Origin of the sequence: Sorangium sp. So ce295, assembly GCF_051527405.1 — a bacterium.
Taxonomy (GTDB): domain Bacteria; phylum Myxococcota_A; class Polyangia; order Polyangiales; family Polyangiaceae; genus Sorangium; species Sorangium cellulosum_B.
In genome coordinates this window covers 10,423,466-10,443,795 of record NZ_CP150324.1, presented here as the reverse complement: position 1 = coordinate 10,443,795, position 20,330 = coordinate 10,423,466, and the positions used below count along the sequence as shown (strand labels likewise).

General features: G+C 69.8%; 20 protein-coding genes and 1 pseudogene. 16 read left to right on the top strand and 5 right to left on the bottom strand.

The annotated features are described in order from the left end of the window. Nucleotides 1-198: 198 nt before the first annotated feature. Nucleotides 199-588, top strand: coding sequence for a hypothetical protein (locus tag WMF11_RS39660; RefSeq protein ID WP_437974499.1), 390 nt, complete (start codon nucleotides 199-201; stop codon nucleotides 586-588). Between the two features lie 85 nt (nucleotides 589-673). Here WMF11_RS39660 and WMF11_RS39655 read toward each other — a convergent pair whose 3' ends face one another. From WMF11_RS39655 to WMF11_RS39640, 4 genes are all read right to left on the bottom strand, one after another. Then, nucleotides 674-961 carry a hypothetical protein gene (locus WMF11_RS39655; protein ID WP_437974498.1) on the bottom strand — a complete coding sequence of 96 codons (288 nt, stop codon included), beginning with the start codon at nucleotides 959-961 and terminating at the stop codon, nucleotides 674-676. A gap of 27 nt (nucleotides 962-988) precedes the next feature. After that, entirely contained in the window at nucleotides 989-1,600 is a 612-nt protein-coding gene (gene istB, locus WMF11_RS39650) for an IS21-like element helper ATPase IstB (protein WP_437974497.1), read from the bottom strand. Nucleotides 1,601-1,702: 102 nt separating this feature from the next. Next, complete coding sequence (locus WMF11_RS39645) at nucleotides 1,703-1,963, bottom strand: hypothetical protein (RefSeq protein WP_437974496.1); 261 nt, start codon at nucleotides 1,961-1,963, stop codon at nucleotides 1,703-1,705. Nucleotides 1,964-1,968: 5 nt separating this feature from the next. Next, the gene (locus WMF11_RS39640; RefSeq protein ID WP_437974495.1) at nucleotides 1,969-3,033 is read right to left on the bottom strand and encodes a ParB/RepB/Spo0J family partition protein; all 1,065 of its coding nucleotides are present in this window, start codon (nucleotides 3,031-3,033) and stop codon (nucleotides 1,969-1,971) included. A 1,181-nt stretch (nucleotides 3,034-4,214) separates the two neighbouring features. Here WMF11_RS39640 and WMF11_RS39635 point away from each other — a divergent pair. The 13 genes and pseudogenes from WMF11_RS39635 to WMF11_RS39575 all read left to right on the top strand — a co-directional run. Continuing rightward, nucleotides 4,215-4,427: pseudogene (locus WMF11_RS39635) on the top strand (hypothetical protein); the annotation flags it as partial. 228 nt (nucleotides 4,428-4,655) lie between these two features. Then, the gene (locus WMF11_RS39630) at nucleotides 4,656-5,297 is read left to right on the top strand and encodes a hypothetical protein (protein WP_437974494.1); all 642 of its coding nucleotides are present in this window, start codon (nucleotides 4,656-4,658) and stop codon (nucleotides 5,295-5,297) included. Next, nucleotides 5,182-6,348, top strand: coding sequence for a cytochrome P450 (locus WMF11_RS39625; protein ID WP_437979382.1), 1,167 nt, complete (start codon nucleotides 5,182-5,184; stop codon nucleotides 6,346-6,348). Before WMF11_RS39630 ends, WMF11_RS39625 begins: the two co-directional genes overlap by 116 nt. Nucleotides 6,349-6,560: 212 nt before the next feature. Further along, the gene (locus tag WMF11_RS39620) at nucleotides 6,561-6,890 is read left to right on the top strand and encodes a hypothetical protein (protein WP_437974493.1); all 330 of its coding nucleotides are present in this window, start codon (nucleotides 6,561-6,563) and stop codon (nucleotides 6,888-6,890) included. Between the two features lie 4 nt (nucleotides 6,891-6,894). Beyond that, nucleotides 6,895-7,128, top strand: coding sequence for a carboxymuconolactone decarboxylase family protein (locus WMF11_RS39615; RefSeq protein WP_437974492.1), 234 nt, complete (start codon nucleotides 6,895-6,897; stop codon nucleotides 7,126-7,128). Between the two features lie 145 nt (nucleotides 7,129-7,273). Next, entirely contained in the window at nucleotides 7,274-8,239 is a 966-nt protein-coding gene (egtD, locus tag WMF11_RS39610) for an L-histidine N(alpha)-methyltransferase (protein WP_437974491.1), read from the top strand. Further along, on the top strand, nucleotides 8,236-9,525 hold the full coding sequence (locus tag WMF11_RS39605) for an SUMF1/EgtB/PvdO family nonheme iron enzyme (protein WP_437974490.1): 1,290 nt from the start codon (nucleotides 8,236-8,238) through the stop codon (nucleotides 9,523-9,525). Before egtD ends, WMF11_RS39605 begins: the two co-directional genes overlap by 4 nt. Beyond that, nucleotides 9,522-10,316: an ATP-binding cassette domain-containing protein gene (locus WMF11_RS39600; RefSeq protein WP_437904324.1), complete on the top strand. Its 795-nt coding sequence runs from the start codon at nucleotides 9,522-9,524 to the stop codon at nucleotides 10,314-10,316. Before WMF11_RS39605 ends, WMF11_RS39600 begins: the two co-directional genes overlap by 4 nt. After that, entirely contained in the window at nucleotides 10,313-11,833 is a 1,521-nt protein-coding gene (locus tag WMF11_RS39595) for a glycine betaine ABC transporter substrate-binding protein (protein WP_437974489.1), read from the top strand. Before WMF11_RS39600 ends, WMF11_RS39595 begins: the two co-directional genes overlap by 4 nt. Nucleotides 11,834-12,018: 185 nt before the next feature. Further along, on the top strand, nucleotides 12,019-12,363 hold the full coding sequence (locus WMF11_RS39590) for a hypothetical protein (RefSeq protein ID WP_437974488.1): 345 nt from the start codon (nucleotides 12,019-12,021) through the stop codon (nucleotides 12,361-12,363). A gap of 1,363 nt (nucleotides 12,364-13,726) precedes the next feature. Next, on the top strand, nucleotides 13,727-14,938 hold the full coding sequence (locus WMF11_RS39585; RefSeq protein WP_437974487.1) for a saccharopine dehydrogenase family protein: 1,212 nt from the start codon (nucleotides 13,727-13,729) through the stop codon (nucleotides 14,936-14,938). A 107-nt stretch (nucleotides 14,939-15,045) separates the two neighbouring features. After that, nucleotides 15,046-16,404, top strand: coding sequence for an acetoacetate decarboxylase family protein (locus WMF11_RS39580; RefSeq protein WP_437974486.1), 1,359 nt, complete (start codon nucleotides 15,046-15,048; stop codon nucleotides 16,402-16,404). Further along, nucleotides 16,401-17,990 carry an FAD-dependent oxidoreductase gene (locus tag WMF11_RS39575; RefSeq protein ID WP_437974485.1) on the top strand — a complete coding sequence of 530 codons (1,590 nt, stop codon included), beginning with the start codon at nucleotides 16,401-16,403 and terminating at the stop codon, nucleotides 17,988-17,990. Before WMF11_RS39580 ends, WMF11_RS39575 begins: the two co-directional genes overlap by 4 nt. 199 nt (nucleotides 17,991-18,189) lie before the next feature. On the opposite strand, the gene WMF11_RS39570 is transcribed toward WMF11_RS39575, so the two are convergent. Continuing rightward, the gene (locus WMF11_RS39570) at nucleotides 18,190-18,762 is read right to left on the bottom strand and encodes a GxxExxY protein (protein WP_437974484.1); all 573 of its coding nucleotides are present in this window, start codon (nucleotides 18,760-18,762) and stop codon (nucleotides 18,190-18,192) included. 94 nt (nucleotides 18,763-18,856) lie between these two features. On the opposite strand from WMF11_RS39570, the gene WMF11_RS39565 reads away from it, so the two are divergent. Beyond that, nucleotides 18,857-19,339, top strand: a complete 483-nt coding sequence (locus WMF11_RS39565) for a DUF6444 domain-containing protein (protein ID WP_437974483.1) — start codon at nucleotides 18,857-18,859, stop codon at nucleotides 19,337-19,339. A gap of 68 nt (nucleotides 19,340-19,407) precedes the next feature. After that, nucleotides 19,408-20,046, top strand: a complete 639-nt coding sequence (locus WMF11_RS39560) for a DUF1294 domain-containing protein (protein ID WP_437974482.1) — start codon at nucleotides 19,408-19,410, stop codon at nucleotides 20,044-20,046. Nucleotides 20,047-20,330: the final 284 nt, after the last annotated feature.

Genomic DNA, 20,330 nt, shown 5'->3' with positions numbered 1-20,330 from the left:
ATTTCCTGTATCGGCGGAGCTGCTGCCGGATCGCTCGTCGTCGGCTTCGGCGCTCGCCAGAAATGACCCACCCATGCTCGTCAGAAATGGTCCGGGCGCGGATCAGGGATCGTTGCGTGGACTGCGAGCGCGGACTTGGAGCACGCGAGGCGTAGCGCGCCGACGCAGGCCTCCGCCGGTGCTACGCTCGCGCCCACGATGCCCTCCGCTCTCATCCCGCCCGAGTACGCCGGCTGGTGGCGGATCACCGAGACCGGCACGTGGGTCAACAAGCACCTGGACGACCTCGGCCCGGCCGTGATCTCGCTCACGGGTCACGGCGATCGGCTCCGCATGCACTGCCTCCTCGCCTACGTCACCGCAAGGTTCACCCGGGGCGGAATGTCGTTCACGTGGGAGGGAGCCTGGGAGTACGACCCGATGTCTGGGACCGGCCGAGCACGGCTCGGGAAGGACGGGCGGCTCACGGGGACGATCAAGATCAAAGACGGCGACGAGTCCACGTTCGTCGCCGAGCGGATCGAAGAGCCCACCGAGCCGATCCCCCAGCCGCCTTCCTACCGTGACAAGTGGCGTCGGAGGTGGTGATGGGCTCGGTTCGGAAACGCGTGCAGCGCGCAGGCGAGGGGGAGCTCGAGGTCGGACTCGAGGAGGGGAGCCACGGAGGACGGCGCTAAAACGGGATCTCGTCCGGCTCGACGGGGCGCGCGGGGCGGCGATCGCCGTCTGCCCCGGTGAGCAGCTCGCGATAGGCCTCGATGGCGCGGTGCAGCTCGCGGATCCCGTCGAGCAGACGGCGGGCGGCGCGCAGGCCGGGCGGCGGATGGAGCACGGTCACCTCGGGCGGCAAGAGCAGCTCCGGGTGCCGCGCGACGAGGACCTGCACCGTGAAGAGGAGCGTCGCGTCGATGAGCGTGAGCGGCTCGGGGACGTGCAGCGAGATGGAGTCGGAGCGGAGCATGGGACACCTCCGGATATGGTGGAAACATCAACTCTGGGGGTCGCGCAGCGACGGGCCGTCGATGCGGACGGTGTGACACTGGTGGCGCAGGCGGCTGAGCAGCGCCTCGACGAGCGACTTGTTGCCCAGGAAGTTTGCCCACTCCGAGTAATCCAAATTGGTCGTGATGATCGTCGGCCGACGTCGATACCTCTCCTCCATCAGCTTGAAGAAGATGTTGGTCTGCTCGGGCCGTAGGTTCAGATAGCCCATCTCGTCGATCACCAAAACATCGACGCGCGCGAGCCTGTTGATCAGCTTGCGGCTCGATCGGTCCGCCAGCGACGCGTACATCTCGTCGAAGAGGTCCTGCGCGCGGACGAAGAGGCCGCGGTGACCGTTCTGTAACGCCTTCAGCAACAGCCCCGTGGCCAGGCCCGTCTTGCCGACGCCGGTGGGGCCCATGAAGACGATGTTCTCGGCCTTGGGCACGAAGTCGAGCTCGGCGAAGCCGCGGATCTGGCGCTGCGTGACGCCGGGCTGGCGCTTCCATGAAAAGGACTCGATCGTCCACTGCTCCGGCATCGAGGCTTGCTTGATCCGATACGCCAGCACGCTCTCCTGCTGGTGATGCCACTGGGCTCGGAGCGGCGCGCCCACATCTCCTGGTGCGACAGGCCGTCCTTGTCCGCGCGTGTCAGTTCCTCGTCGAACAGCTCGGCGATCTTGCCGAGCCGCAGCGACCTCAATAGCTGCGCGATCTCATCCGTCATCGTCGTCCTCCGATCCGGGGGTGTCGTCGCCCTCGGGCGCCTGTTCGCCGTCGGGTCCGTCGTGGCCTTGCTCGTCGTCTCTCCCTTCCTCGCCCAGCAGCCCTCTGGCGACCTCGGGCGGCAGCGGGAAGAAGTCGCCGGCGACGTGGCGCAGCACCAGCCTCTCGAGCCGATCCATGTCGTCGAGCCCGTAGTACGTCGCGATCCGCACCGCGGCGAGCAGCGGCTCGCGCGGGTAGTCGCGCATCATGGCCGTCAGCCTGCGCGGGGCGCGCAGCGACCGGCCGCGCCGCTCGAGCAGCGCGACATACGAGACACTCGAAGCGGGTGAAGCGCGGATAGAGCTGGAAGAAGAGCATGCGCGAGCAGCGCAGCGCCGCCCGGCCCGAAGTGGTATTGCCCGACCGGCGCGGGCGGCTCATGCCCGATGCCGTGTCGCCGGCAGTACGCCGTCAGCGCCGGATACGACAGCTTCGCGCCGGCCTCCCGACGCGCCTGTGAGAAGGCGTGTCGGCTCTCGTCCTGCTCGGACGCGAGCAATCCACGCAGCTCGCCTCGCCGCGTCCGCTGGTGGACCCGGGCCGCGATGCCGCTCAGCGCGCCGAGGTCGGAGAGCATCTGCTCTGCCGGCGTCGCCGGGCGTGCTTTCGCTCGCCCTGCCTCCTCGTGCGCCCGCACGACCAGCGCCGGGTCCTTCACGATCAGCGCGCGTCCCTCGGCATTCGCCCCGAGCCATGCCGCGTGCACGATCGCCATCTGCCGCGTCGTCAGCCGCAGCGGCGCCACCGCGTCTGCGAGCCGCTCGCCGTCAGCGCGGTTGGCGCGCGCCAAAGGCACAAGGTATGTCATGGCCGCGTGCGCGCCGATCGCGCCTGCGCGCACGTGCGCGTGCACCGACTCCGGCAGCTCCGCGACCAGCGCTAGCCGCCGGCTCACCCAGCTCTGCGTCCGGCCGAATCGCTTGCTCAGCTCCTCGTCGCTGAGCCCGAATCGCTCCCGCAGCTCGCGAAGAAACCAGCCCTGCTCCAGCGCGTTGTCCGCGTTGTCCGCGCGCAGCATCCGCTCGAGCAACAGCGCCTCCGCCTCGCCCAGATCCCACGTCGTCGCCCGCACCGTGTCCTGCCCGAGGCGACGAAGCAGGCGCACCCGCTTGTACCCGTCGATCACCACGTGCCGCGCGCACGACACCGGGCTCACCACGATGATCGGCGCTTGCTGTCCGACCTCCGCGAGCGACGACAGCAGTCGCCGCTCGCCCGCCGGGCTGCGGCCGCGGAGCTCTTCGTAGCGAAGGTCGAGCTGGTGGAACTCGAGATCCATAGGGCACCGGGACGCCGCGGCTCGGCGGCGCGCGGCCGACCCTCGCACACCCCGGGTCGGGTCTTTTCGGCGACCCCCGGGATGTCCGCCCGTTTCTCATGAAGTATCCAGGACTTGCGCCGGCCTCTGGTCTTGCGCGGCGCCCACCAGGACTCTGCCGAATACCCCAAGGAAATCCGCACCTTGGACCCCGAACTGGTCTTGCGCGATGTCCCAGGGAAGTCGGTCGAGCGGCGGCGGCACCCGCAGCGGCGCAGGCGGCGGCGGCACGATCGCCGTCCGCTGCTTCAGCCGCCGCGCTACGAAGTAGTCCGGGTTGCGCTCCCGCCACGACACCTGCGTCTTCTTCCGCCTCGCGGCCTGGCAAGACGGCGACGAGCACACGTGCTGCCGATCGCCAACGCGAGGATCAGGCTGGAACCACCGACGGCAGACCCGGCACGGTCGTGCACGACGCATTTCCCGAGCGTCGCACCTTGCTCCCGGTCACGGTCCGCGCGCACCACCGCCTCGATCGCGAACGCGCGGGCTGCGCGCTCGACGGGACCACCGTCAGCCGGAGGGTGGACCATTTTTCGCGAGCAGAGGTGGGTCAATTCTCGCGAGCGCTGAAGTCCCCATCATCGGTTCCGCGCTCGGGGCGCTGGCGGGGTGGCTGGTCTCCGGCCTGGGCAGCGTCATCTTCGCGAACTGCGACGGACCGGTCGCCGCCGGAGTCCACGCTTTCACGATCGACGATATCCAGCGGGGCACGACCGGCGGCGTACAACCGATTCGCTTCAACGACGATCAGCCCGGCGTGGACTCGCCGACGGGCTGTGGAAGCAACTCGCACTACTCCGTGGCAGGATCGGTCAGCCTCGTCGGGGCTTCGGCCGGGATTGACATGCCCTACAGCGGCGTCTTCGCCAAGACGAACGACGACCTCGTCGCCTGCTGGGGATATGCCCGCAGCGACTTCGACGCCTTCGTCAAGGAGCATTCGGACAATGGCTACGTGCCCGTCATGTTCCGCAATCACGTCGTTCCGCACTTCGTCGACGGCGGGTGGGCGACGATCATGCGCAAGCCCTCCCATCGTCCCACGCCGGTGGACTGGGTCTACGGGTATTCGCGCCAGGACTTCGACAAGATAAGGCGTCGAGCTCTACGCGTCGGGTTACCGAGCGAGCTCGGACTTCGACCGGCGAGCGGGGGAAATGACGCGACAGGGCTACCGGATGGTCCTCGTCAACGGCTACCGAGGGGCCGACGGCGAGGTGGTGTGGAATGGGATCTGGAAGCGGGATGGAATTCCGGCGAATGCCGTGTGGGGCTGGGCGCGACAGGACTTCGACCGGGAGGTGCTGAGGAACCAGAAAGCTGGCCTGAAGCTGGTCGGCCTGGACTGCTGATCGGCGAGGCGAGCCGCGCGCGGTTCCATGCCTCGTTGCGGCGATGGCCTCGTTGCGGCGGTGAGTTGACGTGACGTCCACCGGGAAACACGGCCCCGGCGGCTGACCTTCGATGGCCTCGAGACGGCGGCCTCCCTCGCGCCCTCGCGGTAATTCTCGATTTGAGGCAGCCTCTCGCGGTCGCCGTGGGTCAGCGCTCTTCGACCACCCTGGTAGCGCCTTGCGAGCGTGGGTACGATCCGCCGGACTGCGATGCCCCGACGTTGCGCTATCCTCGCCGGCGTCCCCGTCGCCGAGCCCGCGGTGATTCGCCTGCGCGAGGCTCGCATCAACGCCCTCGTTGGCGCGCCGATCCCGCTACCCAAGGTGAAGAAGTTCCTCGGCGATCTCGGCTTCCAGGTCAGCCCCCGGGCCGACGCGCACACGCTCGACGTGGCGACACCGAGCTTCCGCCCCGACATCGGCGGCGAGGCCGATCTCATCGAAGAGATCGTGCGCGTGTGCGGCCTCGACGTCGTCCCGACGCACCTCACGGCCATCCGCCCGCAGGCGCCGCGCGCGACGCTGGTGCTCGAGAACAAGCGCCAAGGGGCGGTGGTGGCGTCGGTGAAGGAGCGCTTCGGCGCGGTGCTGCGAGCCTGGAATCACGCCGCCGCCATCGCCCGGCTCTCTGGTGAGGTGCGCCGTTCCACGAGATCGGCGATGATGGCGCGCCCCCTACTTCTAAGAAGGAGCCCTCATGGGACGTCTCAACCTGCTCGCGCCGGAAGTTCGCAACGACCCCTATCCCCATTACGCCGAGATGCGGCGCTCCTCTCCGGTCTGCCAGGTCGAACCTGCGGGCATGTGGGCCGTCAGCCGCCACGATGATATCGCCCGCGTCTGCAAGGACACAGAGGCATTCTCCTCCGCCGGGATGCGCGTCCTCGCCACGCACCCCGGGATCGAGCACAACCCGCTCGCCGAGTCGATCCTCCTGATGGACCCGCCCGAGCACACCAAGGCCCGCGCGCTCGTCAGCCACGTCTTCGGCGCCTCGGCGATCCCCCGGCTCGAGCCCCTAGTGCGCGCGGCCGCCGTCGAGGCTGTCGAGGCCATCCGCGCGGGCGGCGTCGTCGACTTCTGCGAGGTCATGGCCACGCGGGTCCCGGCCACCGCCATCGCCGCGCTGCTCGGCCTCGACGTGGAGCTGCGCAACCAGATGAAGCGCTGGTCCGAGGGCTTCGAGAGCGTCAATCCAGGCATTGCCCCCGAGCGCATCCCCGAGGTCAAAGCGACAATCGCGGCCATGGAAGGCTACCTGGTCGAGGTCCTCGAGTCTCGGCGGCAGGCCCCCAAGGACGACCTGGTGAGCGATCTGCTGGCTGCGCAGCTCGACGGCACGGCGTTGAACCAGGAGGAGATCGTGAGCTTCCTCTGCCTCCTCCTGGTCGCCGGCCTGGAGACGACAAGCCACCTGCTCACCAACACCGCTCGTTTCCTGGTTCATCACCCCGACGTGCACGACCGCGTGCGCCGGGACCCCGCCCTGATACCGGCCCTGATCGAGGAGATGTTGCGCTTCGATCCGCCGGCGCACGGCATCGTGCGGCTCGCGACGGCAGACGTGGAGATCGGGGGCGTCCCCGTCGCGGCGGGCTCGCTCGTGCTCTTGCTCCTCGCGTCAGCCGGGCGAGACGAGAGCAAGTACGAGGCCCCCGAGCGGTTCGACCTCGACCGGCCCAAGCAGCTGAACATGGCCTTCGGGCACGGAGCCCACTTCTGCATCGGCGCGGTGCTCGCCCGGGCCGAGGCGCGCATCGCGCTGGAGGAGCTCTTCAAGCTGCCAGGGCGCTTCGAGGAGGTGGAAACGGAGCACACCTGGAATACGAGTCTGTCGGTGCGCGGGATGGTGCGTTACCTGATCCGCTACGTGGGCTGACGAGGGCCCCCGCCGGGTAGTGCTCAAATTTGCCCGGAGAGAGTTCACATGAAGGCGGAACGGCGGGAAGATCATTGATCTTTCCTTCCCGCCTTCCCGCCTTCATGTTCAATTTTGAGCACTACCACCCGTCGTGGCGGCGCGCGCGCGGGAGATGCCGCTCGCGCGGCTTCGTGTGGTGAGCATCGATTACCTGGTGGTGGCGGGGGGGCATGTCCGCGGGCGGGATCGACGTGGCGATCGGGCTGCGGAAGCGCGACCCTGGGCTGCGCGTCGCGCCGCTCTACCGGGACCCTCCCGGGTTCGCGGCTGCGGCGATGGCGGCGGCGGGCAGCGACCTGGTGGCGTTCATGCCTCGCCGCGTCGCCGTGGCGCTCGGGTCGCACCTCGCGGTCCGGATCGTGGAGCTGCCCGTGGAGGACCTCGGGCACGAGATGTGGCTCGCGTGGCATGAGCGGACACACAAGGATCCGGCGGCGGCGTGCCTGCGGAGGGTGATCCTCGATACGCTGCGCGCGGTGGACGGGCCTGTGTCAAGGTGAAGCAATGCGCATTCCCGAGTATTACGGGCACGTAGCCCCCGATGGCTACCGACACCTCTGGACGGAGTCCCTCACCCGCCTGTCGGAGACGCACGCGCCGGATGATGTCTTCGCGGAGGTGCGGGCGGTCTTCAACGACAAGGAGCTCGTGGATCTGACCATGGCGATCTCCCTCATCAACGCGTGGAATCGGCCGGGGGCGGGCTTCAGCGTCGAGCCCGGCGCCGTCGAGGTGTGATCGGCAAGTCGCCGCTCGCATCCCTGCCGGCCGCGAAGGGCGACGCAGGGGGCGCTCGGCCACCCCGGGCCGGGGATCCATGCTTGACGTCCGCCGCTCTCCTCCCAATGGACGCGCTGCGCAGCGCTCCCTCAAGGAGGTCCTGTTGAGCTCCACATTCGCGGCGGACGCGTACCCTTCACCCGATGAGCGCGCTCGGTTGCGCGAGAGCCTCACACGATCGCTGCCCGAGATCCCGCCCGTCTACTTCTACGACGATCTCGGGAGCGAGCTGTTCGAGCAGATCACCCACCTCGGGGTCTACTATCCGACGCGCACGGAGATCGGCATCCTCGAGCAGCGCGCCGGAGACATCCTGCGCGCCGTCCGGCCGCGGCGCATCGTCGAGCTGGGCAGCGGCGCGGGCCGCAAGATCCGCATCCTGCTCGACGCCTGGCGGTGGGTGGGCGGCGGCGAGACGTGCACGATGCTGGACGTGAACGGGCTCTTCCTGGAGACGTCGATCAGCCGCCTCCGCACCGACTACCCGGAGTACACGTTCCGCGGCGTGATCGGTGATTTCACCACCGACCTGCCGCGGCTCGGCCGGGGCGGGGGGCGCCTCGTGGTCTTCCTTGCGGGCACCATCGGCAACCTCTACCCCGACGAGCGGCGCGCCTTCTTCCGCGAGGTCGCGCGCCTCATGGAGCCGTCGGACGCGCTCCTCGTCGGCGCCGATCTGGTCAAGGATACGGCCCGGCTGGAGGCCGCGTACGACGATCCGGAGGGCGTGACGGCGGCCTTCAACCGCAACGCGCTCCGCGTGATCAACCGGCGCTTCGGGGCGAATTTCGCGCCCGATGCGTTCGCGCACCGCGCCTTCTACGATGCGGCGCGGGCGTGGATCGAGATGCGCCTCGTGGCCACGCGGCGGATGCGCGTGCAGATCCCGGCGCTCGATCTGCGGCTCGATCTCGAGCGCGGCGCCGAGATCCGCACCGAGGTGAGCTGCAAGTTCACGCGCGACTCGCTCCAGGCCTCGGCCCGGGCCGGAGGGCTCGTGGTGTCTTCGTGGCACACCGATCCCGACCAGCTCTTCGCGCTGGCCCTGCTCCGGCGGAACGACGCGTGACGGAGGCCTCGTTCGAGGCGCTCCTCGCCGCCGCGTGGCGCCGCAGCGACGATCTGTTCGCGCTCGTCCCGGAGGCGTCGATGGGGCGTCGGCCCATCGCGCTGCGACACCCCTTCTCGTTCTACCTGGGGCACCTCCCGGCCTTCGCGTGGAACCAGATCGGCCGAGGCGTCCTCGGGCTCGGGCCCATGCGGAGCGATTTCGACGTGCTGTTCGAGCGCGGGATCGATCCGACCGACGAGGACGGCGCCCGCGCCGCGTCGAGGGACGCGTGGCCGGCGATCGCCGAGGTGATCGCGTACCGCGACGAGGTCCGCCGCGCCGTGCTGGCGCGCATCCCCGACGTGCTCGCGCGCGCCGAGGACGTGCTCGGCGCGCGGGGGCGGATCCTCCAGCTCGTGATCGAGCACGAGCGGATGCACCACGAGACCCTGATGTACATGCTCCAGGAGCACGGCGCCGCGCGGCGCCCCGACGGCGCGCCCGCGTTCGTGGGCGGCGGGGGGCGCGCGGCCGAGCCCCGGCGCGTCCCGGCGGGCCGCGTGGTGATCGGCGCGGACTTCGAGGCGATCCCGTTCGGCTGGGACAACGAGTTCGGGCGCGCGGAGATCGATGTCCCGGGCTTCACCATCGACTCGTTGCCGGTGCGGAACGTCGATTACCTGGCCTTCCTCGAGGCGATGGAAGACGGCGCGCGGGCCGCGCTCACGCCCCGTACGTTCGTGCGCCGCGGAGGCGGGCTGGCGGTGAAGACGATCTTCGGGCCGGTCTCCTTCGAGGTCGCGTCGGGCTGGCCGGCGCAGGTCTCGGGCGAGCAGGCGCGCGCCTACGCAGCCTGGCGCGGTGGGCGCCTGGCGACCGAGGCCGAGCTGCGCCGCGCCGCGTTCGGCGAGCCGAGCGGCGGTGTGCGCGCGCGTCCGTGGGGGCACGCGCCGGGCGAGCCGCGTCATGGCCAGTTCGGCTTTCGCGGATGGTCGCCGGTGCCGACGGGCAGCCACCCGGACGGCGCCAGCGCGTTCGGCGTCGAGGAGCTGGTGGGCAATGGCTGGGAGTGGACGTCCACGCCCTTCGCGCCCTTGCCCGGCTTCGTCGCGTACGCCCGCACATACCCCGGGTACTCGGCGGACTTCTTCGACGGGGAGCACGACGTCGTCTTCGGCGCCTCGTGGGCGACCGACGAGGGGTTCCTCCGGCCGAGCTTCCGCAACTGGTATCGCCGGGACTATCCCTATGTCTTTTCGAGCTTCCGGGTCGTACGCGAGGAGCCACGCTCTCGGCGGCGATGATCGAGCTCGAGCAGGTGACCAAGCGCTACGATGGAATCGCCGCTGTCGACAGCGTCTCCCTGCGCGTCGCGCCGGGCGAGCTGGTGGTCCTGCTGGGCGGGTCGGGATCGGGGAAGACCACGACGCTGAAGATGACGAACCGGCTCATCGAGCCGAGCTCGGGTCGCATCCGCGTCGAGGGCGAGGACGTGACCACCGTGCCGCCGCACGCGCTCCGGCGCCGCATCGGCTACGTGTTCCAGCGGCTCGGGCTCTTCCCGCACCTGACGGTCGCCGAGAACGTGGGCATCACGCCGGCGCTCCTCGGCTGGGACGCGAGGCGCATCCGTGGCCGGGTGGACACGCTGCTGGAGCTCGTCGAGCTGGATCCAGCCGAGGTCCGCGATCGGCGGCCCGACGCGCTCTCCGGCGGCCAGGCGCAGCGCGTGGCCGTGGCGCGGGCGCTGGCGGCCGAGCCGGGCGTGCTGCTGCTCGACGAGCCGTTCGGCGCGCTCGATCCGATCACGCGCGAGCGCCTCCAGCGATCGTTCGCGCGGGTGCGCCGGAGCCTGGGGTTCTCGGCGATCTTCGTCACGCACGACGTCGTCGAGGCGCTGCTCCTCGGCGATCGCGTGGGCGTCATGCGCGGCGGGCGCCTCCTGCAGCTCGCGCCCGGCCGCGAGCTGGTGCGCGCGCCGGCCGACGACTACGTGGCCGATCTGGTGCGCGGCCCGCTCGAGCAGGCGCGCGCCGTCGAGTCGCTGATCGCGGGCGCGCCCGCGCGAACGATCGCGGGAGGCGACGCTTCGTGAAGGAGCAGCTCGCCCTCCTGCCGCGCTACCTCGCCGCCCACCTCGGGCTCACGCTGGTCGCCCTGGCGCTGGGCGTGGCCGTGAGCGTCCCGCTGGGCGTGCTGGTCACGCGATCGCGCCGCCTGGAGGGGCCGGTGCTGGGCGTGGCGAGCGTCGTCCAGACCATCCCGAGCCTGGCGCTCCTGGCCTTCATGGTGCCCGTGCTCGCGGCCCTGGGCGCGCGCAGCATCGGTTACCTGCCGGCGCTGATCGGCCTCTTCCTCTACAGCCTCTTGCCGGTCCTCAGGAACACGGCGGCCGGCCTCTCGGGCCTCGATCCGGCGGTGATCGAGGCCGCGCGCGGCGTGGGGATGACGCCCCGCGAGCAGCTCCGCCGCGTCGAGCTGCCGCTGGCGCTCCCGGTGATCGTGGCCGGCGTGCGCACGGCGGCGGTGCTGACGGTGGGCACCGCCACGCTCTCCACGCCGGTCGGGGCGCCGAGCCTTGGTGACTACATCTTCAGCGGGCTGCAGACGCGCAACACCACGGCCGTGCTGATCGGCTGTGTGGCCTCCGCCGGGCTCGCGCTGGTGCTGGACGGCCTGGTGCGTGGCCTGCTCGCAGGCGTCACGCGCCACAGCCGGCGCCTCGTGCTGCTGTGTCTCGGCGGCTTCGCCGGGCTCGCGGTCTTCGCGGCCACCCCGGTCGTGCGCGCCCTCCTCGCGCGCGATCAGGTGTCCATCACCGTCGGCGCCAAGACCTTCACCGAGCAGTACATCCTCGCCGGCATCGTCGCCGGGAGGATCGAGCGCGCCGCCGGCGTGCCGGCGCGGACGCTGGGATCGCTCGGATCGACGGTGGTGTTCGACGCGCTGAAGAGCGGCGAGATCGACGTCTACGTCGACTACTCGGGCACCCTCTGGGCGAACGTCCTGAGACGGAGCACGGAGAGCGCGGACCGCGCGTCGGTGCTGGCCACGGTGGAGAGGGAGCTGCCCGATCGGTACAACGTCCACGTGGCCGCCGCGCTCGGGTTCGAGAACACCTACGCGCTCGCCATGCGGCGGCCCGAGGCCGAGCGGCTGGGGATCCGGCGCATCAGCGATCTCGGGGCGCGCGCGCGGTCGCTGCGGGTGGGGGGCGACTACGAGATCTTCCAGCGGCCGGAGTGGCGCGCCCTCGAGCGCGTGTACGGCCTCGCGTTCCGCGAGGCGCGGAGCATGGATCCGTCGCTGCTCTACGAGGCGCTGCGGGCGGAGCAGGTGGACGTGATCACCGCCTTCTCGACCGACGGGCGGATCATCGTCGACGATCTGGCGCTGCTGGAGGACGATCGCCGGGCCATCCCGCCGTACGACGCGCTCGTGCTGGTGAGCGATCGGCTCGCGCGCACCCGCCCGGAGGTGCTTGAGGCGCTGCGCGGGCTGTCGGGGACGATCGACGCGGAGAAGATGCGCCGGATGAACGCGGCCGTGGACGAGAAGAAGGGCTCGCCGGCCGCGGTGGCCGCCCGTTTCCTCGATGAATTGCGGCGCTGAATTCTTCTGCGCTGGGCCCCCCGCGGGCCGGCCGTCGGGGCTCGCACGTTTGGCGCGGCGCGATCGGCCTTGACGTGGAACGCGCGTTCCAAGGCCGTCGGCCCATGTCGAGGGGTATCGACGTCGTGGGTTGGCGCGGATGCGCCAAGCAGACGGAGCTCGGGGCGGATAGGCATGTTGGGAACGTGGCGTCCGCAACCTGGTCCCCGCAGATCCCCGCAGGTGCCGACCGCACCGGTCCCACCGGTGACGTCGGCGCATCTCCGCCGTCGCCTGCGGGCGGTGGCACCCACGCGATGATCGTGCAGGACGTGGCGCGGGTGCAGAACCGGATCAAAGCGTTGCTTCGTTCGCGCGGCGTGGCCGTGGCGGGCAAGAGCGTGTACTCGGAGAAGGGCCGCGAGGAGTTCTTGGAGAAGTTGCCCCACGCGAGCCGCGGGGCGGCGACGGTGCTCTACGCGCAGTACGATGCGGTCAAGGCTAAAGACTCGTCTCACGCGTGGAGTTGTCAATCCCCAAGAGGGGTGTGATCGCTGGCGCAGCAGCTGGAGACGAGCAAGGTTCGAGGGTGAGTATCCATGCTTGTTCTGGCCCAGGCGCGGCGATCGGAGGGGAGCTGTCTTGACACTCCGTTCCATAGAAGGGCAGGCAAACGTGTTCCGCAAAGTCAAAATTCTCGGAGCCGTTCCTGACCCGTGCGGTCCGACGGTACGAGCTCGTTGACAGAGCGGGCCTTATGCGCACAGGCAGGTCTTCCATGCCTGAAACGCCTGGGATTACCGCGACGTAGCACCAAGCGGAAGGCATCCTACCGTATGGCTGTACCCTACTGGTGATTGACGATGATTGAGATGACGCGACCTGGATCGCACCCGCCGCGGCGAGCCGCGTGGCAGGGGGCGCTCCTCCGACACGCCGCGGAGACCGGAGCGGCCGCGGGCGCCCGTATGGCGCCCGCCTCGGCCTGCGATGGCCCGTGGCGCGTCGTTCGATGGTACTACGCGATGGGGGGCGGATCGGTTTCGCGATGTTCGCGCGCGCCTGCTCGATCGTGCGCGGGAGGAATTTTTTAGCGTGCGGCGGTCTAGCCTCGCTGCCCTTGGGGGCCAAGGCGACGTCGTGGCAGTCGCGGGGGCACCGGGTCGAGCACCACGTGGCGCAGCTCCTGCCCGCCTTGGAGCTCGAGGCCGTCGAGGCAGCGTCTGGCCCTGGGGCGACAACCGCGGGGAAGAGGACGAGCATCGCGCCCGGACCGAGCCCCGCGAGCGCCGAGCTCACCCGGAACCAGAAGGAACCAGAGGCCGAGGAGCAAGCTCTCGCGCGCACGGTCACTTGCATGCTTGCGCCGATTGACGCACTCGCCCTGCCGCTGAAGCGTTGACACGCGACACAGGGCGCTGCTAAAGGCCTCGTATAGGACGAGCGTTTCGTGGGCGTGCGTTTCGTGTCTTAGCCTCGCGGCTGCCGTTGTTATCGCTTGCGGCATCGACGATCGTCGTGGCCGCGCCGGGGTGTGGTTGGCCGTCTTCCAAGCCGAAGGCCGCGATGTCGCTGGGCTGTAGCGAGGATCAGCTCACGATTCAGCCGAACACCCGGCAGCGATGACCAAGTAAGCTCCGACGTCGCTCCCCGCCTCGCCTGGACAGCATTGGGGCCTTGCGGCGCAGAGCCGATACTGCGCCAGGGGCCGAATCGCGAGGCCCGGCTCGTCTGCAGCTGCAACATCCCTGCACGGTGCCCATGACGTCGTGCCGCGCAGTTGGGTTGAGAAGGCCGGGCCCGCGTGGGCCCGTCTCTGGCTAGCCGATGACCACGGCGTGATGTGGACCTCAGGCCTTGCGAAACCGCGACAGCCCTCCCTATACTCCAGCGCTCTGCTCCAGGTCGGCGCGCGTGGCCAAGGAACTCGACATCGTCCTCTTCGGTGCCACCGGCTTCACCGGTCGGCTGGTCGCGGAGTACCTCGTGGCGCGGCGCCCAGGCGTGCGCTGGGCCTTGGCGGGGAGGAGACGGCACAGGCTCGAGCACGTCCGGAGCGGGCTCGCCGCCCTCGATCCCGCCGCGGGAGCTCTTCCCATCCTCGTCGGCGACAGCCTCGATCGCGGCGCCATGGACGACATCGCCCGCCGGGTGCGGGTCGTGTGCAGCACGGTCGGGCCCTACGCGAAGTACGGCGATCAGGTGGTCGCCGCTTGTGTGGAGGCGGGCACGTCGTACTGCGATATCACCGGCGAGACACACTGGATCCGCAGGATCATCGAGGCCCACCACGCCCGCGCCGAGGCCACGGGGGCGCGCATCGTGCATTGCTGTGGGTTCGACTCGATCCCGTCGGATCTCGGCGTGCTCATGCTCCACGAGCACCTCGCCGCGCAGGGAGATCGGCTCGCCGCGGCGCACGGCCGCGTGATCCTGAAGACCCCGGGCGGCCTGAGCGGCGGCTCGGTCGCGACCCTGATGTCGATCTTCGAGAACATCGGCGATCCGGCCGTGTGGCGCGCGCTCATCGATCCGTATGCGCTCGATCCAGAGGGCAGCCCCCGCGGCCCGGACTGCCGCGACTTCAAGGCTCCCGGACGCGACGCAGGCAGCGGGGGCTGGACGGCTCCGTTCATCATGGCGGCCGTCAACACGCGCGTCGTGCGGCGCTCGAACGCGCTCCTGGGACACGCCTACGGCCGCGACTTCCGCTACGACGAGGCCATCAGCACCGGCGAGGGCGTCGCAGGGCTCGCGAGGGCGGCGGGGATCTGCGCGGCGCTCGGGGGCGCGAGCGCGCTGGCCGTCGTCCCGCCAGGGCGAAAGCTGCTCGGGCGACTCCTCCCGGCGCCGGGCGAGGGGCCGAGCCGAGAGCAGCGCGAACGGGGGCGGTTTCGCCTCGAGATCCATGCGAGGAGCGCGGCCGGAAAGAAGCTCACCGGCGTGGTCGCCGGGAGCCACGACCCCGGGTACGGCGGAACGGCGATCATGCTCGGGGAGGCGGCGCTGTCGCTGGCCCTCGACGACCTGCCGGCGCACGGGGGCGTCCTCACGCCCGCGGTCGCCATGGGCACGAAGCTCATCGAGCGCCTGCGCGCGGCGGGTGAGACGTATCGAGCGGAATGAGCCCGCGCGTGCAAACCCGAGCGGCGGCTACACGCCTGCCCCTTTCGCTTGACCGCCGTAACAGCGCATGTACCTGTCATTCTCACCTCTTGCCCTGAGAGTCATCCATGGCAGACAAAACGGACGAAGTCGCCTCTCAACAACAACAACCAAGAAAGCTGCACGAGCGGATACTGGAGGGGCTCCCCCGTCCCCAGACAAGCTCGCGCAGCCACAAGGCCGTCGGCAAGCTCGTCCTCGCCGCGACGAGCGAACCGCTCGCGAGGGTGGAGCTGGAGCTGTGGGATCGCGACGCCCTGAGGGGCGATTTCCTCGGCCGCGGCATCACCGATGCGCATGGCGCGTTCGAGATCTACTACAACCCGGTCGACGCCGGGCCGTTCGACCGCCCCGACCTCGACCTCCGCGTCATCGAGCGCTCCGAGCAGACGCGCCTCGTCGTGCAGGCCTTCCATGGCGTCGACGACGTGCAAGAGCTGGTCTACGACTTCGGGACATGCCGCCTCGCGCGCGCGCCGCGGCCTGCTCCGCTCGATCGGGCCGCGCCTCCGCGGGATCGCTTCAGGTCGTCTCCCCTGGGCATGCCGAGCGCGCATCCGCTCTGCCTGCCTCCCCCTTATTCGCTGGCGCTGCGCGCGCGTCTCTTCCTCGTCGACGTCGATCCGGGCTGGCTCAGCGCGGATATCCCTCCCTGCCTGGGTGTCCTCCCCGGCCTCGAGGGCAAGGCGCTATGGGGCGTGATGGATTACTCGTCGGCGTTCTCCTCCTCGGATCCCACGGGCGCGGTTTACCCCTACCGGGAGCTCGTCATCGGCTGCTTCGTGCGTGAGCACGCGCGGATGAGCGAGATAGGGCTCTTCATCAACACCATCTATATCTCGAGCGACGTGATGATGGTCACCGGGCGCGAGATGTATGGGTTTCCGAAGAAGCTGGCGGAGATCGCCATCGGCAGCGACGGCATGGAGGTGCGTCGGCCCGGCCTCGCGCCAGGAGAGACGGCCGGGAACGTCCGCCCGATCGAGCTCGTGCGTGGGACGTGGCATGTGGGCGCGAAACACGAGTCCTTCGTCGACCACGTGGCTCGCGCGGTGGCGGACAAGGCCGCCGCGCTCGGCGCGCGGGGAGCGGCGCTGGGGATGAGCAGCGTCTTCGAGCTGCCCTTCTATACGCACCAGGTCATCCCGACCCCTGCGGGCGACCGTTCATGCGTCTCGCGGGTGTGGCGCACGCCTCTCCACGACGTGCGTGTCTCCCGGGCGGAGCTCCTCTCCGCGGCGCGGTTCGAGATCGGGCCCTCGACGGTTGACCCCATCTACCTTCTCGCGCCGGGTAACATGCCGGTCGTGGAGGCGACCGCCGGCGTGGAGATGGACGTGAGCTTCGTACTCAACGAGGGGGAGATCGTCGCGCAGTACAGCCCCACCTCGGCGCCGGCCGCGTCGTCTGCCGAAGTCCGGCCGTGACGGGGACATCGTCGCGGGTCGTCGTGGTAGGCGCGGGGCTGGCCGGGCTCACGGCGGCGATCTGCCTGGCGGAGGCAGGCGCCAGCGTCGTGCTGGTCGAGGCCGCCGATGTCGCCGGCGGGCGCCTGGCCACGCTGGACACCGTGGGTGTCCGATGGCGCGGCACGGCGATGCAGTTCCCCATCGAGCACGGGCTCCACGGCGTGTGGCGGCAGTATCGCAACCTGCGCCGCCTCCTCGCCGCTCACGGCCTCGATCGGTGGCTGGTCGACGCTGGAACGCAGGAGCTCATCGTCGACTCGCCCAAAGGCGTCGCGGCCGTCGACATCGGCGCGTCCGTGCGCGGCTCGCGCCTGCCGGCGCCGCTTGCGCAGTTCCGCCCCTGGTTCTCTCCGCCATTCGCTTACGACACGCTCACGGCGGGTCCGGTCGCGTTCGCGCGCATGCTGGGGTGCCTTTCTCACGCTCTCGCGTTCGACCTCGCCTCGCCCGACGACGTCGCTGCGTACGATCACGCGAGCGTGGCGACCATGATCGCGGACTGGCCGCTTTCGTTCCAGCAGCTCTTCGAGTCCTTCTCGCACTCGATTTACTTCGAGGAGACGCACGCGATCAGCCTCGCCGCGCTCTTCACCGGGATTCACCTTTATCTATTGAACGACCGGCGTGATTCGCAGTTCGATGTCTTCGCCGCCGACTCCGAGCAGTGTGTGATCTCGCCGCTCCTCGCTGCGATCCGCGGGCGAGGCGGCCAGGTGCTGCTCGGCGCGCGCGCGACCGGGTTGCGGATCGAGGGGCGGCGCGCGACCGGAGTGACCATCGACACGCCGCGAGGGGCCGAGGCGCTCCCGGCCAGCGCGGTGGTGGTCGCGCTCGATCCGGACGGGCAGGAGCGGCTTCTTGCGGGGACGCCGCTCGCTTCGGCCTGGGGCAGCCCTCGGCCGGCCGGGCTCCCGAGCGTCGTGGTGCGGCTGTGGCTCGCGGGCGCTCCGCGGCCGGAGCGCGCGCCCTCCGGGCTGCTGGTCGACGCTGTGGCGAGGAACTTTTTCTGGCTGCATCGGCTCCAGGAGCCATTCCGCACCTGGCACGCTCGCACGGGAGGCGGCGTCCTCGAAGCGCACCTTTACGGAGACCTGGCCGTGGGCGTGCAGACGGTCGAGGACGCGGCCCTGGCGCAGCGAATCAAGGCGATGGTACGGCGGATCTGGCCCGAGGTTACGGGCGAGATCGTGCATGCCCACGTGCAGCGCAATCCACCGACCCAGGTCGCGCTGCGCGTCGGCCAGATGGCGCGGCTCCCCGCGGTGATCACCGCGCTGCCGAACGTCGCGCGCTGCGGTGACGGCGTTGCTTGCGGATCGCCGGCGATGTTCCTCGAGCGCGCCTGCCTGACAGGTGTCCTCGCGGCCCGGGCGATCGTGCCGTCGCTCGGCCTCTCCCAGGAACGGATCCCCGCTCCCCTCGATCCGCTCCCGCCTGAGCGCACCGTGGCTGCCGTCCGCGCGGTTTGCCGTGTCATGCGCGGGCTCTTGCCGCTGAACCTCCGCTCGTATCGGCTCCCCTCCAGGCGCGCGGGTCGCGCGTGATGCGCCCCCCAGCGGAAGGGAGCGCAATCTCTGCTTCCTGCTTGGGGCCTTCATCGGCTACTGCGTCGGCGCGGGCTGCGCCTCTTCTGCCTTCCGGCGTATGCCGGAGAGAGCCCCGCTCCGGCCCGGCTACGAGCGGCGGCGTCTGTTCTACTGGCTGCACTCGTACCTGGAGCACGTCTGGCTGTTCGGTAACCGTTCACGACCCGGAGGCACCGTTCCCCGCGACGATGCCCATCCATGTCTTGCCGATGAGGTCGCCCTTGCTCTCTCTCGGATGAAGAATTATGTTACATGAAGGCGGGAAGTGGTGATTTGGATTATAGCTGAGTCGGCGCAGCCCGTGCCGTAGGACCGCGACATTGAAAGTGACGACAAAGGCGGCCGGTAGCCTGGTGAGCCTGAGATAGGTCAGCGCCTGTGCCTCGTGTATGGGCAGTAACCGCTCCACCGCCTTCACCTCGACAATCAGGCAGCTGCCGACGACGACATGGAGACGATAGCCGCACTCGAGATGCACTCCCTTATAGACGAGCGGGAGCGGACGCTGGCGCTCAAAGCTCAGGCCGCGAAGCGAAAGCTCATGGCAAAGGCATTGCTCATACGCCGACTCAAGCAGCCCAGGGCCGAGATGTCGATGTACTTCGATGCACGCCGCGATCACCTCCGCGGAACCATCCTCAAATCTTCCCGCCTTCCCGCCTTCATGTGTCATCTCTTCTCTATCGACGCCGGCTCCCAGGAGTTGCGTTGCGCCCACTGCTTTTTGCAAGCCCTCGCCGCTCGAACTGGCTGATCCAAAGCGCCATGGCGGAACATGCCTGCTTGCTTGCACGAAGCCGCAGAACGACTATATATCGATCATTGTGGCACGTTCCTTTTGGGACGATCGCATCGACGAATCGGAGCGAGAGAACCTCGAGCTCCGTGCCAAGATCCGCGAGCAGCAGGCGGTCATCGAGACACAACAGAAGACGATCGCCGTCCTCGAGCAGCGTATCGAGCAACTGGAAGCGCGACGACGCGGGTTGGGGGCTCTTCTCGCGCGGAACTCGGGCAACTCGTCGTGCCCTCCCTCATCCGATCCTCCCGGCGTGCCGCCGCCCGCGCCACCGAAGCGAACTGGCCGCAAGCGTGGCGGACAGCCGGGGCATGCGAAACACTCCCGACACCGGGTGCCCCCGGAACGGGTCAACCGGACCATCGTCGTCAAGCCCGAGGTGTGCCGGCGGTGCGGCGACGCCTTGCATGGTGACGACCCTGCTCCCCACCGCCATCAGGTGATCGATGTGCCGCCGCCCCCGCTGGCCGCGTTAGGATGGTGCACGGAACACGGCCCCATCCGGTGACCCCGGTGGGGCCGCTGACGGCCCCGTCGCACCGAGCTGACCCGGCGCCCGTACTTCGAGGAGACCCCATGCGCAACACCGGAAAAATCGTCCGCTGGCTGGACGACAAGGGCTTTGGCTTTATCGCGCCGGCCGACGGTGGCCCCGAGGCCTTTGTGCACATCAAGTCGCTGCCGCGCGGCCAGCGCCCCGCGGTGGGCGCGACGGTCCGCTACCGTGCGGCTCGCGACGCGCAGGGCCGCGTCCGCGCCGAGGACGTCGAACTGGCCGGCGCCAGCGTCAGCCTGGGCCCGGCGAGCCGCGCCCTGCTGGTGGCGCTGCCCTTCCTCGCGCTGGTGACAGCGCTGGCCGCCCTGGGGCGGGTGCCGCGTGTGCTGCCCTGGCTCTACCTCGGCGCCAGCCTGGTGACGCTGCTGGTCTATTACAAGGACAAGCGCGCCGCCGAGCGCGGCGCCTGGCGCACGCCGGAGCAGACCCTGCACCTGCTGGCGCTGGCCGGCGGTTGGCCAGGCGCGCTGTATGCGCAGCAGTGGCTGCGCCACAAATCCAGCAAGCGCTCCTTCCGCGTCGTGTTCTGGCTGACGCTGGCGCTGAACGTCGCCGGCCTCGGCTACCTGGCCTCCGACCATGGCGCCGGCGTCCGTGCGGGGATCGACCGGGGCACGGCACTGCTGGCCGCCGACCGGGATGCCCCTGCCCCTCATTGACTCCCCGAAACTCCCATGAGCGCTACCCCCATCCATGGCGCTGCCCTATGACGACGACCGCTTCGATAAGCCTGCCCTCCGCGGCCGTACACCACGACGGCGGCGCGCCACGGCGCGTTCGGCCCGAGCACGCCGCTGAGCCTCCGTAGCGGGCTCGGGCGCGCCCCGTCGATGGATCCCCGCGCGCGACCCTGGTCCGCAGCCGAGCTTTGACCAGCCGGCACCGCGCCTCCTGGCGCGCGAGCGCCTCGATACCTTTCGCGTGAGCGCACCGTTGAACATTC